A 13,986-nucleotide genomic window follows, 5' to 3' on the forward strand; every position below is an offset into this window, starting at 1 on the left:
CTTGTTATTCGGTTTGGGCGTGGACCCGTTGCTGCAGGCGGCAGATTTCAGGCAGCAGCGCCAGCAGCAGGCCAATCTGCTGTAAGACCAAGGGTTCCTTACTGTCCGCGCGCGGTTCCAGATGATGGATCCGGCTTTGCAGGCTGTTCAAAGCCTGTTGCACCCGCTGTTCATCCGCGGGGGTATGGTGCAAGGCGTCATCCACATAACAGACTGCATCATCCAGCAGGGCGAGGATTTCCGGCGTGGACAGTTTTTCCCGATGCGCGCCAAGAGCGGAGATATAGCTGGTGAACGTGTGGTTAAGGCATAGCAGACGAAAGGCGGTTTCTCGCTGGGTGGCATCCGCGCGTGGTTCAGTCGATAAGTTCGAGACGACGGAGGCCAGCTCAGCATCACGGTTGTAGGCGTCACGACGCGCGACACGGTAGGCCAGCCGGTTGTCGCGGCCCTGATGATACTGCTCCAGAATCGCGTCCAGATAGCGGCAGTTCGCGTTCATTGCCCGGTCCAGCACCCGCGGCAGGTTGCGGAATTTCCAGTCCGGCCAGATGAAGCTGACCGCTGCCCAGGCGATGGCGCAGCCGATCAGCGTATCAATGATACGCGGCAGCGCGACTTCAAAGCCCTCGCCAAGCAGGTTAAAGCACAGCAGCACCAGCAGCGTAATAAACATCGTGGCATGGGCGTACTGCACGTTACGGAAGGCAAAAAACAGCACGCCGGTCAGGACGATCAACAGCAGTTGCCCTTCAACAGAGGGAACCAGCAGCAGGACCGGCAGGCCGATCGCCACCCCAACCAGCGTGCCGATAATCCTTAGCGCCAGGCGATGGCGGGTGGCGTTATAGTTCGGCTGACAGACGAACAGGCTGGTTAGCAGGATCCAGTAGCCATGCTGGAGCCCGGTAAACTGGATAAAGGCATAGCCGGCGCAGAGCACCAACGACATACGTACTGCGTGGCGGAAAAGGGCCGACTCTGGCGACATATTGCGCTGCAGGCGCAGCCAGATATCGCTCAGACCGCCAAGTCTGTCGTCGGCCAGCAGCGTCTCGGTATTACTCCCGGCAGGCGCGGTGGTTTGCACTGATTCAATGGTGGCCAGCTGAGCATCGATAGCGCGCAGGTTATTCAGTAAATACCCGAGGGCGTTGAGCTGCTCGTCGGATGCGCCGCCGGCGCGCACGCGCTCAAGTGCCGCATCGAGATGCATGAACGCCCGTTCAAAATGGGCATCATGCTGATAGGGTTCGCGTAACAGAATCGCCCGCGCCAGCTTCTGGCAGGCCTGCGCCTGCATCGAAAGCATTCGCTGGAAACGGAACATCACATCGCTATAGCGAAATTGATCGCGTAGGGTTTGATACTGAATATGCGATGAGCTGGCGCGTTCATGAATATCCTGGGCCACAAAGTAGTACTGCAGGGTGCGGCGGGTTCCGCGCTGGCCCCGATCGCCTCGCAGTCGGGTTAGCAGCGAGACCTTGGTTTGGTTAAGCGTAGCTACCAGCTGGCCATTAGCGAGCGCCAGATCGTACAGCGGCGCCTGGCTCTCATCCTCAAGGTCAGGATCAAACAGCCGGGATTTGAGCTCAAGATAGCGGGCCAGCTGCTCATAGCTACGCGCCAGGTTGTCCTGCAATGGACGAATCGGAAAGATCAGGTGCCCGGACAGCGTCAGCAGGTTGTACCACACTGCCCCCGCCAGCAGGAACAACGGCTGCAGATACCAATGATCGTACAGCGTGACGCCGAGCATGGTGTAGATGGCGATAAGCAGGGCGCCGAAGGCAATGGTCGCATAGCGCTGACCGAGGCCGCCAAGCAAAATAAAGCCGATGGTAGACACGGTTAAACCAAGGGCAAACAGCGGCGGCCACGGAAACAGCAGCTCCACGGAGGCGGAGGCGATAAAAAAGCAAACCAGAGTAATGGCAAGATTACGCAGACGGCCAGCCAGACGGTCGTCAAGGTCGGTCAGAGCCGCAGCCACGACGCCGAGGGTGAGGGGGATGGTCAGTTTGACTTCGCCGATCCACCAGGGTAACAGCGTTGTGCCGCAGAGCGCGATAAAAATTCGTACGTTATAAAGCCAGGCGCTGTTCCAGGTGTAGCGGCGTAGCAGGGGGCTAATCATGTCCGTGTTCCGTTCGGTTACTGAAAGCGACGACGCGCATTGGCTTCACGCGCAGCACGCGCGGTTTCCACAGAAACGACCCGGCGACCCACCGGCCAGAGGGCGATGGCGGCGATTTTGAAATTCGCGATCCCCACCGGGATGCCTATGATAGTCAGGCACTGAGCTATACCGCTGAAAATGTGCATCAGGCAGAGCCACCAGCCGAAAAAAATGAACCACAGAATGTTCAGAACGGTACCGCCGGCGTTCAGTAGACCGTTTTTGCGCCCCGGCTCGAGCTCGTCAACATGAATCGCCTCGTTACCGTAGGGAAATAACGAAAGGCGAGTGATTTCCCAGCAGGAACGAGTCAGCGGCAGCGTGACAATCAGAATGATGCTGACCAGGGTGGCGAGTAGCCAGCCTAGAGTGGTGGCGAAACCGCCAAGGATAAAGTTCAAAATATTCAGAATGGTACGCATAAAGCCTCGGTTTTGCCCGGTGGATAATAAGACCTGATGATTGTAACGTTTTTTTGCGCTGGAGCACCTGGTCCGGGGCGGTTAAACTGAAAAACAATCCACCCTGATTGAAAATCGACATTATATGGAACTTAAAGCGACAACATTGGGCAAACGCATGGCTCAGCACCCTTATGATCGGGTGCAGCTACTGAACGCCGGGGTAAAAGTTTCCGGCGATCGTCATGAGTATCTTATCCCTTTCAATCAGTTATTGTCAGTGCATTGTAAGCGCGGTCTGGTCTGGGGCGAACTGGAGTTTGTGCTACCGGACGGGAAAGTCGTGCGTTTGCACGGTACCGAGTGGAGCGAAACGCAGCGCTTTTATCATCATTTACATACGCTCTGGCAGCAGTGGAGCACGGAGATGAGCGATATCGCCGCCGGCGTGCTGAAGCAGCAGCTGGCGACGATCGAGCACACTCGCGCAGAAGGCAAGTGGCTAACCCGTCAGCAGGTGGCGGATGTTCAGGATAATATACGCCATGCGTTGACTGGTTTGCCGATGCCCACCAGTCGGCTTGATGCCTTTGATAACTGCCGGGAGCTGTGGCGGGAGTGTCAGCGCTGGTTAGGCGATATTGAAGCGACGCGTCTGGCCCATAACCAGGCCTTTACCGAGGCGATGCTGGAGCAATATCGCGAATTTTTTGATAGCGTTGAGTCGTCCCCGCTCAATGCGTCACAAGCGCGTGCGGTAGTGAACGGCGAGCGCTCCCTGCTGGTGCTGGCGGGAGCGGGCAGCGGTAAAACCTCGGTGCTGGTGGCGCGAGCGGGCTGGCTGCTGGCGCGGGGAGAAGCCGCGGCAGATCAAATTTTGCTGCTGGCATTCGGCCGCCAGGCGGCGCAGGAAATGGATGAGCGGATCCGCGAGCGTCTGGCATCAGATGATATTACCGCGCGTACTTTCCATTCGCTGGCGTTGCATATTATTCAGCAGGGCAGCAAAAAAGTGCCCACTATCAGTAAGCTGGAAAGCGATACTGCGGCCCGCCACGCATTGCTGCTGAAAAGCTGGCAAAAGCAGTGCCAGGAGAAAAAAGCGCAGGCGAAAGGTTGGCGCCTGTGGCTGGAAGAAGAGATGGGCTGGCAACTGCCGGAGGGGGACTTCTGGCAGGACAAAAAGGTGCAGCGGCGGATGGCCAGCCGGCTTGACCGCTGGGTGAGCCTGATGCGCATGCACGGCGGCTCCCAGGCGGAGATGATTGCCGGGGCGCCGGAAGCGGTACGCGACCTGTTCAGTAAACGGGTGAAGCTGATGTCGCCTCTGATGAAAGACTGGAAAGCGGCGCTCAAGGCCGAGAATGCGGTCGATTTTTCCGGCCTGATCCATCAGGCGGTCAATATTCTCGATAAAGGCCGCTTCGTCAGCCCATGGAAACACATTCTAGTGGATGAATTTCAAGATATTTCGCCGCAGCGAGCCTCGCTGTTGGCCGCGTTACGCCGGCAGAATAGCCAAACCACGCTCTTTGCCGTCGGGGATGACTGGCAGGCGATCTACCGGTTCAGCGGGGCGCAGCTTTCTCTGACCACCGCATTCAACCACTACTTTGGCGAAGGGGATTGCTGTGCGCTGGATACCACCTATCGCTTTAACGGGCGTATCGGCGAAATAGCCAATGGCTTTATCCAGCAAAATCCGCATCAGTTAAGCAAACCGCTGAACAGCCTTATGGCAGGTGATAAAAAGGCCGTCACGCTGTTAGCCGACGACAAGCTGGACGATCTTCTGGATAAGCTGAGCGGTTACGTTAAGCCCGAGCAGCGCATCCTGCTGCTTGCCCGTTATCACCATCTGAAGCCTGAGGCGCTCAACAAAGCGGCGACGCGCTGGCCGCACCTGCAGCTTGATTTTATGACGATTCATGCCAGCAAAGGTCAGCAGGCTGACTTTGTCATTGTGTTGGGACTGCAGGAGGGGGAGGATGCGTTTCCGGCCCCGGCGCGCGAGTCGATTATGGAGCAGGCGCTCCTGCCGCAGCCGGAAGATTTTCCGGATGCGGAGGAGCGTAGACTGTTGTACGTGGCGCTCACCCGCGCTCGTCACCGGGTATGGCTGTTATTTAACAAGGCGCAACCTTCGCCGTTTGTCGAGATCCTGCAGGCGCTGGATGTGCCCGTGGCCAGGAAGCCGTAATCGCGGCTCGATTATTTCAGGCGCTCGGCAAGATAGCGTGGATAATCCGGGATCAGAATATCGAGCGGTTGACCGAAGTGCGGCGACTGGATAATAAAGTCAGCGGTGGAGACGTTAGTGGCGACCGGAATGTTCCAGACGGTGGCCAGGCGCAGCAACGCTTTGACATCCGGGTCGTGGGGAACGGCGTTCAGCGGATCCCAGAAGAAGATCAGCACGTCGATTTTGCCTTCTGAAATGAGGGCACCCACCTGCTGGTCGCCGCCCATCGGACCGCTCAGCATGGCATTAACCTCCAGGCCGGTAGCCCGGGAGACGAGATTACCGGTAGTGCCGGTAGCATACAAAATATGTTGCGCCAGCAGCGCCTGATGGCGAGCAACCCATTTCATCAGCATATCTTTGCAGTGATCGTGAGCCACCAGCGCGATATGTTTTTGCGCAGGCAGGGTACGTGTTGTCAGTTCCATATTTTCATTCCACATTTTGACCTGCAAACAGATTACTGAATGTGGCTGTCGCTGCAAGCATCGGGGATGAAAATTTTGCTGAATCTGTGGGTTAGGCTGGATGGCCCCCTGCTGCGGATTAGCATACACTTAAGTGAAATAGCAGGAGGAAACCATGAAAGAGAATGATATTGCTGGCATCCTGACCTCGACACGGACGATTGCGCTGGTCGGAGCCAGCGACAAGCCTGACCGTCCGAGCTACCGGGTCATGAAGTATCTGCTGGATCAGGGGTATCACGTTATCCCGGTTTCGCCGAAGGTGGCGGGCAAGACGCTGCTGGGACAACAGGGGTATGCGACGCTCGCCGACGTTCCGGAAAAGGTCGACATGGTTGATGTCTTCCGTAATTCAGAAGCGGCGTGGGGCGTAGCGCAGGAGGCGATAGCCATCGGCGCGAAAACGCTATGGCTGCAGCTGGGGGTGATCAATGAGCAGGCTGCGGTGCTGGCCAGGGAAGCCGGATTGAGCGTAGTGATGGATCGCTGCCCGGCCATTGAACTACCGCGACTAGGGTTGGCGAACTAAAATAAAACCCCGCGTTAGCGGGGTTTTATTTTAGTTGCGAAGGCGCGGAGCCTGCAGCTGCTGACGAATCGTTTTGGCCAGTTCGTCAAGGGACGGCTGTTCCGGGTGTTCGTCGCGGGTTTCGCTGCTCAGTTGCGCTTCTGCCAGATAGGTGTGAATCGGCTGGCCATCATCATCTTCCATCACCACATGGTACCAGGGCGCCGCGCGCAGTTCGTCATTGGCGGCAATTTCATCCTCTTCCGGCTCCGCGAGCGAATACTCGGGATCGACATCGACGATGACGCCCAGGTAGCCCAAGAGCGTATGGCGGACCTGTTGGCCGATACCGAATTTGCTGGCTATCATAGGCACCTCCTGGGAAACATGAATACTCCCTATATGAGGCTCATGTTTCGTTTTTCAAGTTACATGACGCGACAGGCAAACCCCTTCAGATACAGCCCTTCCGGGTAGGTTGCGATCACCGGGTGGTCGGCAGCCTGACGGAACTGTTCTATAAATTGTACATCACGCCCGGCATCAATTGCGGCATCGGCGATGATTTTCTGAAATAAATCGGTGGTCATCAGCCCGGAGCAGGAGAATGTCAGCAGCACGCCGCCGGGGTTCAGCAGCTGGATCGCCAGCATATTGATATCTTTATAGCCGCGGCAGGCGCCCATCAGCTGGCTTTTATTTTCCACGAACTTCGGCGGATCCATCACGATCACGTCGAATTTCTCTCCCTGATCGCGGTATTTACGCAGCAGTTTGAACACGTCGTCGCGCACAAACTCCGCTTTGGACAGATCCAGTCCGTTGATCTCCACGTTCTGGCGGGCAACGTCGAGCGCCTCCTGAGAGGTATCCACGCTGGTGACCTGGCGGCAGCCGCCCATCAGCGCCGACACCGCAAAGCCGCCGGTGTAGGAGAAGCAGTTCAGCACCCGTTTATCCGCGACATAGCGGCGGGTGGCCAGGCGGCTGTCGCGCTGGTCGAGGTAGTAGCCGGTCTTGTGCCCGCCCTGGATATCGACTAACAGCTTCATGCCGTGCTCGGTGATCGGCAGCAGCGCCGGGGGCAGTTCGCCCACCACTGGCCCCTGGGCCAGCTCCAGTCCCTCTTTTTTACGCACGGCGACATCGCTGCGATCGTAAATGGCGCAGTCCGGGAACAGGTTCTGCAGGGCGCTGATGATGGCGGCGCGCTGGTATTCGGCGCCTGCGCTGAGCAGTTGCAGCACGAAAAAGTTGCCAAAGCGGTCGATAGTGACGCCCGGCAGGCCATCGGACTCGCCGGCGATCAGGCGGTAGCTGTCGAGGCCATCGCGCTCGGCCAGCCAGGCACGCCAGGTTTGCGCCTGCTGCAGACGGCGTTCAAAGAAGGCGCTATCGATGGCTTCATTGCGGTCGAAGGTCCACACGCGGGCGCGGATCTGCGACGACGGCGAGTAAGCGCCGCGGGCCAGCCATTTTCCCTGATGGTCAACGATATCGATGGTTTCACCGCTGCGGGCTTTACCTTCCATGCGGGCGACGCCGCCGGAGAATATCCACGGATGGCGACGCAGCAGGGATTTCTCGCGTCCTTTGGCTAACACTAAGCGGGGGAATAGGGAATCTGTCATGGGGCTACCTTTAAGCAACGGGAATGTCGGCACCGAAAAATGGCGCGTAGATTAGCACACCTGGCGCACGCAAGCATCTTTCGCCCGGCAGGCACAGGTGAGCGTTTCGGCACAAAATGCAGGCGCTTCGGCACATTCAGCTGGTGCGGACTCTCATACCCTGTTTTCTCACCCCAACGAGGAGCAGACGATGAAAACAGGTATCCGCATGGCTGTGGCGATGGTAGCGGCTGTGAGCAGCGGCGCGATGGCCGCGCCGTTTAGCGTAAGCAGCAATGATATGCGTGACGGGCAGCCGCTGGCCCAGCAGCACTGGTTTGCCGGTTTCGGCTGTACCGGAGGCAATGTCTCTCCGCAGCTGGCATGGAAAAACGCCCCGGCGGGCACGCGCAGCTTTGCGGTCACCGTCCGGGATCCCGATGCGCCTACCGGCAGCGGCTGGTGGCACTGGACGGTGGTCAATATCGCCAGCAGCGTCTTTTCGCTGCCCGCTGGCGCGGGAGATAAAAACAGCGCTACACTGCCGGGCGGAGCGGTCCAGGGCCGCAACGATTTTGGCTTTGCCGGCTTCGGCGGCGCCTGTCCGCCGGCGGGAGATAAACCGCACCGCTATCGCTTTACGGTATGGGCGCTGGATGTCCCCACGCTGCCGGTGGATGCCGGGGCCAGCGGGGCGCTGGTCGGCTATCTGTTACATAGCCATGCTCTCGCCAGCGCACAGTTGTCGGCGATGGCCGGGCGTTAAAATAAAAGGTTGGTCTGATGGAGAGTATCCACTTTCAGCATAACGCCTTAACCGCGGCGGAGATCACCACCCGACGGCTATGCAGACTGCATCGCGTGCGGCTGTTCTCCCCGGCGCTCTGTCGGGTGAAACGCGGCAGCAAAGTGATTGTGCAAGGGGAGAGCCGGGTGCTGGCGACTCCGCAACAGCTGATTGTTTTGCCAGCTGATGTGGAACTGGAGGTGATTAACCAGCCGGAGAATGGCCTCTTTTGCTCCGATCTGCTATCGCTGACGCCCGAGCTGCTGACGAGGTTTAAGACTCGTTATCTCAGCGAATCACCGCCAGGACGCCTGACCTCGCTCTGCGCACCGGTGACGACAGAGCTGGCGTTTATGTGGCAAAGCGTTCTGCAGGCGGTGCGGGAGGGATTGTCCGTCGCGCTGCAGCAGCACCAGACCATGGGGCTGCTGCTGGCCCTGTATGAGGCTGGCTATGCGGGCCCGCTGCTCGTCGAGCGGCAGCAGGATCTGTCGGCGCAGGTGCGGCAGCTGATTATGCTGTCGCCGGCGCAGGCATGGAGCGTGTCGCGGGTGGCGAAAATGCTCTTTCTCGGCGAGTCCACGCTGCGCCGTCGGCTGCAGCAGGAATCGCAGAGTTTTCGCCAGATCGTCGAGGAGGTGCGGATGGCCCACGCCCTGGGGCAGCTGCAGACCACCTCGCGGCCAATAGGCGAAATTGCGCAGAACAGCGGATATCAGTCGGGATCGCGCTTTACCGCGCGCTTCCGTCAGCATTATGGTTTACTGCCGAAGCATGTACGCTGAGCGAATTTGCTATCCTCAGCGTATAGCGTGAGCGAAAAGGAGATGATTATGGCCAGTATCTGCACAATGGCATGGGTTTACGGTTCGGTTCAGGGCGTGGGATTTCGCTATTCCACGCAGCGGGAAGCGCTGCAGCTGGGGGTGACCGGTTATGCCCGTAATCTGGATGACGGCGGGGTGGAAGTGCTTGCCTGCGGCGAGGCGGAGCAGGTGGAAAAACTCATCGCCTGGCTTAAAGCCGGGGGGCCGCGCAGCGCGCGGGTTGACCGAGTGTTAACCGAGCCCCATCAACCCACCCGCAGCTGGGACAAATTCGCGATCCTCTATTAGATGCACTTCACCGGCTTCGGCAAGCCGGCGATTTTAGTCGCCTGTTTGGCGGGTCCTTTCGGGAACAGGCGATAGAGATAGCGGCTGTTGCCTTTCTCTTCGCCAAACTTGTTGGCCATCGCCTTGACCAGCATACGGATCGCCGGGGAGGTGTTAAATTCAAGGTAAAACTCGCGCACAAAGCGTACTACTTCCCAGTGTTCAACGGCGAGCGTTATCCCTTCCTGCGCGGCAATGACTTCCGCCATCGCCTCGCTCCACTGGGTGGTATCTTTCAGATAGCCTTCGCTATCCGTTTCAATTTCGTTGCCTTCAAAAATAAACATGATTTTTCACATACCGCCTGAAACTGGCCGCAGTGTAGCAAAAAAAAAGGCCCCGCATAAGCGAGGCCTCTGTTAAGCAGGGGAGCGGTTAGTCCCGGCTGGCGAAGCCCAGGATGCTCAGCAGGCTGACAAAAATGTTGTACAGCGAGACATACAGACTGACCGTCGCGCGGATATAGTTGGTTTCACCGCCGCGGATAATGTTGCTGGTCTCGAACAGGATGGCGCCCGAAGAGATCAGGATGAACACCGCGCTAATCGCCAGGTGCAGCGCCGGCAGCTGCAGGAACAGGTTAGCGACCATACCAATCAGGACGACCACCACGCCGGCCATCAGCATCCCGCCAAGGAATGACATGTCTTTACGCGTCGTCAGCACGTAGGCCGAGCAGCAGAAGAAGACCAGCGCCGTGCCGCCCAGCGCCAGGCCGATTAAATCGCCCATGCCGGCAGAAAGATACGCGTTCAGCATCGGCCCAAGGATATAGCCGAGGAACCCGGTGAAGGCGAAGGCGGAAATAATCCCGGTGGGTTTATTCGCCGTTTTGTAGGTCAGGAACATCAGACCGTACATCCCCACGAGGGTCAAAATGAGACCCGGCGAAGGGAGCATCAGCACTGTGCTGGCGGTGGCGGTGATAGCGGAAAACGCCAGCGTCAGGCTGAGCAGGAAGTAGGTGTTACGCAGAACCTTGTGCGTGCTGAGCAGCGAGGAACGGTCACGCGATGATGTAATTATGCGATCCATGAGTCACTCTCTTATGACAGATGTAATTAGGGATAAAGAATAAGAAAAACAAGCGTGAAGCCCTAATGCTTTTACCCATCTTTACTTAGTTTTTACCGCTTTTGCCTGGCATAAAATTCTATATAGATAGGGAAAAGCGATATATTTTCGCTTTTCGCGTCGCTGAGCCGATCGAAATCTTATAGGTCACTGAAAAATATTGCCTTATGGCAGTTCTGCGACTAAGTGTGGAAGAGGGGGATTACCCCGTACGTCAAAGGCAAAGGGAAATGACATTACACAAAAAAAATCACATCACCCGAACACTCCTGGCTGTCAGTATGCTGGCTATGAGCGGCGGGGCGCTGGCGGCGCAGGTGCCGCCGGGCACCCAGCTGGCGGAAAAGCAGGAGCTGGTCAGAAATAACGGCAGTGAACCGGCGTCACTCGATCCGCATAAAGTCGAGAGCGATGTTGAATTCAATATCATTAGCGATCTCTTTGAAGGGCTGGTTAACGTGTCGCCAGCGGGGGCGATCCAGCCGCGACTGGCGGAACGCTGGGAAAACAAAGACAACCTGTTATGGACCTTTCATTTACGCCCCGGTCTGACCTGGTCCGACGGCACTGCCATTACAGCGCAGGATATCGTCTGGAGCTGGCAACGGCTGGTCTCGCCGGCAACAGCCTCCCCCTACGCGAGCTACCCTGGCAATATGCATATCGCCAACGCCCGCGAGATTGCCCTCGGGCAAAAGGGACCCGAGACGTTGGGGGTGAAAGCGCTGAACGACACCACGCTGCAGGTCACTCTGACCCAGCCGAATGCCGCCTTCCTGGCGATGCTGGCGCACCCTTCGCTGGTACCGATCGACAAAGTGCTGGTGGAGCGGTATGCCGATAAATGGACCCGACCAGAGCATATCGTCACCAGCGGCCCGTATAAGCTGTCCCAATGGGTGGTGAATGAGCGGCTGGTGGCTGAACGTAATGCAAAGTACTGGGATAATGCGCATACCGTTATTAATAAAGTGACTTACCTGCCAATCTCTTCGGAGGCCGCCGATGTCAACCGCTACAAAGCAGGGGAGATTGATATTGTCTATACGGTGCCGATCAATCAGTTTGCGCAGTTGCAGAAAACCATGGGCGACCAGCTGGACGTTTCGCCGCAGCTGGCGACCTATTACTACGAATTCAATACTACCCGGCCGCCGTTTAACGACGCCCGTGTGCGTCGCGCGCTGAATATGGCGCTTGATAAAGATATCATTGCCGGAAAAGTGCTTGGCCAGGGCCAGCGCCCGGCCTGGCTGATCGGTCAGCCGGATATCGGCGGCGTGACGCTGCATAACCCGGACTACGCCAGCTGGCCGCGTGAGAAACGGATTGCCGAGGCGAAAAAACTGCTGGCGCAGGCGGGGTATGATGAAAGCCATCCGCTGGTCTTTACCCTGCTCTATAACACCTCTGAGTCGCACCAGCGTATCGCCATTGCCGCCAGCTCTATGTGGAAGAAAAACCTCGGCGTCGAGGCGAAGCTACAGAACCAGGAGTGGAAGACGATGCTGGATACCATGCATACGCATAACTTCGACGCCGTCCGCTACGCGTGGATTGCCGACTACGACGATGCCGCCACCTTCCTCAATACTTTCCGTACCGGTGATAGCGAGAACACCAGTCAGTACAGCAACCCTGCTTACGATGAGGCCCTGCGCAATGCGGCGAAAGCCTCCGACGTGGCGACCCGGGGCAAATACTATCAGCAGGCGGAAGATCTGCTGGCGCAGGATGTTCCCGCCATTCCGGTCTATCACTATGTACGTACTCATCTGGTGAAACCTTGGGTAGGGGGCTTCACGCCGGATAAGCTGGGGTATTACTACACCAAAGACATGTACATTAAAAAACACCCATCCGCCAGCGGCGATGGGCGTTGATTTTCTGTGCAAACTGCCTGAAATTCAGACGAATAACACAAAATTGTTTGTTTTTAAGGCAGTTGATCAAAATGATGCTTTACAGCATCCGCCGAGGTGTTTATAGTGCGCCTCACACCGGAAGTGTGGCCGAGCGGTTGAAGGCACCGGTCTTGAAAACCGGCGACCCGAAAGGGTTCCAGAGTTCGAATCTCTGCGCTTCCGCCATATAAAAGAAGGGGTTACCGAAAGGTAACCCCTTTTTGCTTTGGTGTCTTAGAATAGACTTAGAATATTCACTTAGAATTTTTAGTCTCAATTGGCGGCTTGTCGAGAGTGGGTGACACCTTCGTTTTACGATCATAAATGAGTACCTGGCTTTCTGTTTTATGTCCGCTGAACAGTTGTTTATCCCGGCTGCTTCCTTCGTAATCAGAGATACCTTTCGCCTTCAGATCGTGGAACGTACAGTCGAGAACGTACCCCAGTTTTATAGAAGCCTTATGCCTTGCCTCCTCCCATCGGTGGCTGAATCCTCTTTTACTGAACCCGCTACCATGTGAACCCATCAGGACGAATGCTCCTTGATTGCCGGAATTAGAGAATGTTTTTGCGAGTTCGAAAGCCTGTTTAAGCCGGTCTGTCCACTGCTTGATCTGGCTAACATTGTTTTTACCCTGCTGAATGAAGATGCCTTCCGGTGTTACCTGTCGCCACTGCATGCCGAGTACATCAGCCAGACGGGCAGCGCAAAGATAGGCAATTTCCATTGCTGTACGAACGACATCATCAGCCTCCTTATAGATGGCCTCATATTCCGCATCGGTAATGTACCTCCCGCGGGCGACAGCTTTAAATTTACTGACGCCCTGGCAAGGATTCCCTTTAACCATACCCCGTTCAAAGCCCCATCTGAAAACACGAGACATGCTACTCATTTCATGATTTGCCTGTGTTTTACTTTGCAAGCCTCTCCTATCCATAAACATCCTGATATCTTCAGTTTTAATTTTATCTGCCGTAATCTTCCCAAATACAGCAAGTAGCTTTTTCTGATGTTGCAGATAATCTTTCTGCGTCCTTGGCTTCAATTCAAGATAATATGCGCTCTTAAGAAATAACCCCCATAATTTACTGAATGTCATTACGTTGGCCTGTTCGTCAATTAATGCCTCATATCTTGCCCATAACTGAGACAAGGGCATTGATACGGGGCCAATTGTGATACATTCTTTTGAGGTCGGTTTGTAATAGTAACTGTACTTATTTGAATAAACGCGGGGAGGAAGTTTGTTATCCTCCTGGTTTTTTCTTTTTCTTCCCATAATTTAAATAGCATCAAAGTTTGGTTTTTCTTCTTCGTCAGCAACTATTTTGCGGTCGCCGAATAGTGCTGCATTTACGTGTGTCCATGTCACACGAGGCCTGCCATCGCGGCGTTTAACAAACGAAATACCGGATTTAGCTAAAGCCGAGCACTGCTTAGAAGGAAATCGGTATCCGGTCAATTCTATCAGTTCATCGTCGGTCAGGAGATCGTTTTCTCTGGTCATGGTCTTTCCTCATAAGCCGGGCTATTGCGTTGTCAGCTGTATCACAAGCGATATGGATATCGGACTGGGTCAGAGTCCTTTTTCTAACGCTGGCTGATAGCCTGCCAATTTTGATATCGAATTCAGAAAGTAAAACTACACCTGGT

15 protein-coding genes and 1 tRNA gene are annotated in these 13,986 nt (G+C 56.2%); 7 read left to right on the plus strand and 9 right to left on the minus strand.

Annotated features, from left to right (window positions below; all coding sequences use genetic code 11):
* Positions 1-4: 4 nt before the first annotated feature.
* Positions 5-2,140, minus strand: coding sequence for a YccS family putative transporter (yccS, locus tag HMPREF1024_RS16435; protein WP_009308302.1), 2,136 nt, complete (start codon positions 2,138-2,140; stop codon positions 5-7).
* A 17-nt stretch (positions 2,141-2,157) separates the two neighbouring features.
* Positions 2,158-2,604, minus strand: a complete 447-nt coding sequence (locus HMPREF1024_RS16430) for a YccF domain-containing protein (RefSeq protein ID WP_002898425.1) — start codon at positions 2,602-2,604, stop codon at positions 2,158-2,160.
* A gap of 124 nt (positions 2,605-2,728) precedes the next feature.
* On the opposite strand from HMPREF1024_RS16430, the gene helD reads away from it, so the two are divergent.
* Positions 2,729-4,783, plus strand: a complete 2,055-nt coding sequence (gene helD / locus HMPREF1024_RS16425; protein ID WP_009308304.1) for a DNA helicase IV — start codon at positions 2,729-2,731, stop codon at positions 4,781-4,783.
* Between the two features lie 11 nt (positions 4,784-4,794).
* On the opposite strand, the gene mgsA is transcribed toward helD, so the two are convergent.
* Complete coding sequence (gene mgsA / locus HMPREF1024_RS16420; protein WP_002898432.1) at positions 4,795-5,253, minus strand: methylglyoxal synthase; 459 nt, start codon at positions 5,251-5,253, stop codon at positions 4,795-4,797.
* 154 nt (positions 5,254-5,407) lie between these two features.
* Here mgsA and HMPREF1024_RS16415 point away from each other — a divergent pair, with 154 nt between their 5' ends.
* Complete coding sequence (locus HMPREF1024_RS16415; RefSeq protein WP_009308306.1) at positions 5,408-5,821, plus strand: CoA-binding protein; 414 nt, start codon at positions 5,408-5,410, stop codon at positions 5,819-5,821.
* 30 nt (positions 5,822-5,851) lie between these two features.
* Here HMPREF1024_RS16415 and hspQ read toward each other — a convergent pair whose 3' ends face one another.
* A complete protein-coding gene (hspQ, locus tag HMPREF1024_RS16410) occupies positions 5,852-6,169 on the minus strand; it encodes a heat shock protein HspQ (protein ID WP_002898441.1) in 318 nt (105 codons plus the stop codon).
* A gap of 59 nt (positions 6,170-6,228) precedes the next feature.
* The gene (gene rlmI, locus HMPREF1024_RS16405; protein ID WP_004141630.1) at positions 6,229-7,431 is read right to left on the minus strand and encodes a 23S rRNA (cytosine(1962)-C(5))-methyltransferase RlmI; all 1,203 of its coding nucleotides are present in this window, start codon (positions 7,429-7,431) and stop codon (positions 6,229-6,231) included.
* A 190-nt stretch (positions 7,432-7,621) separates the two neighbouring features.
* Here rlmI and HMPREF1024_RS16400 point away from each other — a divergent pair, with 190 nt between their 5' ends.
* From HMPREF1024_RS16400 to yccX, 3 genes are read left to right on the plus strand one after another with little or no spacing between them, the layout of a single operon-like run.
* Positions 7,622-8,176 carry a YbhB/YbcL family Raf kinase inhibitor-like protein gene (locus HMPREF1024_RS16400; protein ID WP_009308311.1) on the plus strand — a complete coding sequence of 185 codons (555 nt, stop codon included), beginning with the start codon at positions 7,622-7,624 and terminating at the stop codon, positions 8,174-8,176.
* A 17-nt stretch (positions 8,177-8,193) separates the two neighbouring features.
* The gene (locus tag HMPREF1024_RS16395) at positions 8,194-8,982 is read left to right on the plus strand and encodes an AraC family transcriptional regulator (RefSeq protein WP_004176634.1); all 789 of its coding nucleotides are present in this window, start codon (positions 8,194-8,196) and stop codon (positions 8,980-8,982) included.
* A gap of 48 nt (positions 8,983-9,030) precedes the next feature.
* Positions 9,031-9,312 carry an acylphosphatase gene (gene yccX / locus HMPREF1024_RS16390; RefSeq protein ID WP_004150835.1) on the plus strand — a complete coding sequence of 94 codons (282 nt, stop codon included), beginning with the start codon at positions 9,031-9,033 and terminating at the stop codon, positions 9,310-9,312.
* On the opposite strand, the gene tusE is transcribed toward yccX, so the two are convergent.
* Both tusE and yccA read right to left on the minus strand, forming a co-directional pair.
* Positions 9,309-9,638 (minus strand): sulfurtransferase TusE, encoded by a 330-nt coding sequence (tusE, locus tag HMPREF1024_RS16385; RefSeq protein WP_002898457.1) that lies wholly within the window; start codon positions 9,636-9,638, stop codon positions 9,309-9,311. The genes yccX and tusE overlap by 4 nt on opposite strands.
* 88 nt (positions 9,639-9,726) lie before the next feature.
* Complete coding sequence (gene yccA, locus HMPREF1024_RS16380; RefSeq protein WP_002898458.1) at positions 9,727-10,386, minus strand: FtsH protease modulator YccA; 660 nt, start codon at positions 10,384-10,386, stop codon at positions 9,727-9,729.
* A 269-nt stretch (positions 10,387-10,655) separates the two neighbouring features.
* On the opposite strand from yccA, the gene HMPREF1024_RS16375 reads away from it, so the two are divergent.
* Together HMPREF1024_RS16375 and HMPREF1024_RS16370 are read left to right on the plus strand one after the other, a co-directional pair.
* Positions 10,656-12,308, plus strand: coding sequence for an ABC transporter substrate-binding protein (locus HMPREF1024_RS16375; RefSeq protein WP_004176629.1), 1,653 nt, complete (start codon positions 10,656-10,658; stop codon positions 12,306-12,308).
* Between the two features lie 119 nt (positions 12,309-12,427).
* Positions 12,428-12,515, plus strand: a tRNA-Ser gene (locus HMPREF1024_RS16370).
* A 68-nt stretch (positions 12,516-12,583) separates the two neighbouring features.
* Here the strand turns inward: HMPREF1024_RS16370 and HMPREF1024_RS0126195 are convergent.
* Both HMPREF1024_RS0126195 and HMPREF1024_RS0126200 read right to left on the minus strand, forming a co-directional pair.
* Positions 12,584-13,612, minus strand: coding sequence for a tyrosine-type recombinase/integrase (locus HMPREF1024_RS0126195; protein ID WP_032451346.1), 1,029 nt, complete (start codon positions 13,610-13,612; stop codon positions 12,584-12,586).
* A 3-nt stretch (positions 13,613-13,615) separates the two neighbouring features.
* Positions 13,616-13,840, minus strand: a complete 225-nt coding sequence (locus HMPREF1024_RS0126200) for a DUF4224 domain-containing protein (RefSeq protein WP_004199480.1) — start codon at positions 13,838-13,840, stop codon at positions 13,616-13,618.
* Positions 13,841-13,986: the final 146 nt, after the last annotated feature.

This window comes from Klebsiella sp. 4_1_44FAA (assembly GCF_000238715.1).
In the GTDB taxonomy this organism is placed as follows: Bacteria; Pseudomonadota; Gammaproteobacteria; order Enterobacterales; family Enterobacteriaceae; genus Klebsiella; species Klebsiella pneumoniae.

Coding starts and splice junctions, on each gene's coding strand:
- HMPREF1024_RS0126200 (WP_004199480.1), bottom strand. CDS start 13,840: ATGACCAGAGAAAACGATCTCCTGACCGACGATGAACTGATAGAATTG.
- HMPREF1024_RS16375 (WP_004176629.1), top strand. CDS start 10,656: ATGACATTACACAAAAAAAATCACATCACCCGAACACTCCTGGCTGTC.
- helD (WP_009308304.1), top strand. CDS start 2,729: ATGGAACTTAAAGCGACAACATTGGGCAAACGCATGGCTCAGCACCCT.
- yccS (WP_009308302.1), bottom strand. CDS start 2,140: ATGATTAGCCCCCTGCTACGCCGCTACACCTGGAACAGCGCCTGGCTT.
- yccA (WP_002898458.1), bottom strand. CDS start 10,386: ATGGATCGCATAATTACATCATCGCGTGACCGTTCCTCGCTGCTCAGC.
- tusE (WP_002898457.1), bottom strand. CDS start 9,638: ATGTTTATTTTTGAAGGCAACGAAATTGAAACGGATAGCGAAGGCTAT.
- HMPREF1024_RS16415 (WP_009308306.1), top strand. CDS start 5,408: ATGAAAGAGAATGATATTGCTGGCATCCTGACCTCGACACGGACGATT.
- hspQ (WP_002898441.1), bottom strand. CDS start 6,169: ATGATAGCCAGCAAATTCGGTATCGGCCAACAGGTCCGCCATACGCTC.
- HMPREF1024_RS0126195 (WP_032451346.1), bottom strand. CDS start 13,612: ATGGGAAGAAAAAGAAAAAACCAGGAGGATAACAAACTTCCTCCCCGC.
- HMPREF1024_RS16395 (WP_004176634.1), top strand. CDS start 8,194: ATGGAGAGTATCCACTTTCAGCATAACGCCTTAACCGCGGCGGAGATC.
- rlmI (WP_004141630.1), bottom strand. CDS start 7,431: ATGACAGATTCCCTATTCCCCCGCTTAGTGTTAGCCAAAGGACGCGAG.
- mgsA (WP_002898432.1), bottom strand. CDS start 5,253: ATGGAACTGACAACACGTACCCTGCCTGCGCAAAAACATATCGCGCTG.
- yccX (WP_004150835.1), top strand. CDS start 9,031: ATGGCCAGTATCTGCACAATGGCATGGGTTTACGGTTCGGTTCAGGGC.
- HMPREF1024_RS16430 (WP_002898425.1), bottom strand. CDS start 2,604: ATGCGTACCATTCTGAATATTTTGAACTTTATCCTTGGCGGTTTCGCC.
- HMPREF1024_RS16400 (WP_009308311.1), top strand. CDS start 7,622: ATGAAAACAGGTATCCGCATGGCTGTGGCGATGGTAGCGGCTGTGAGC.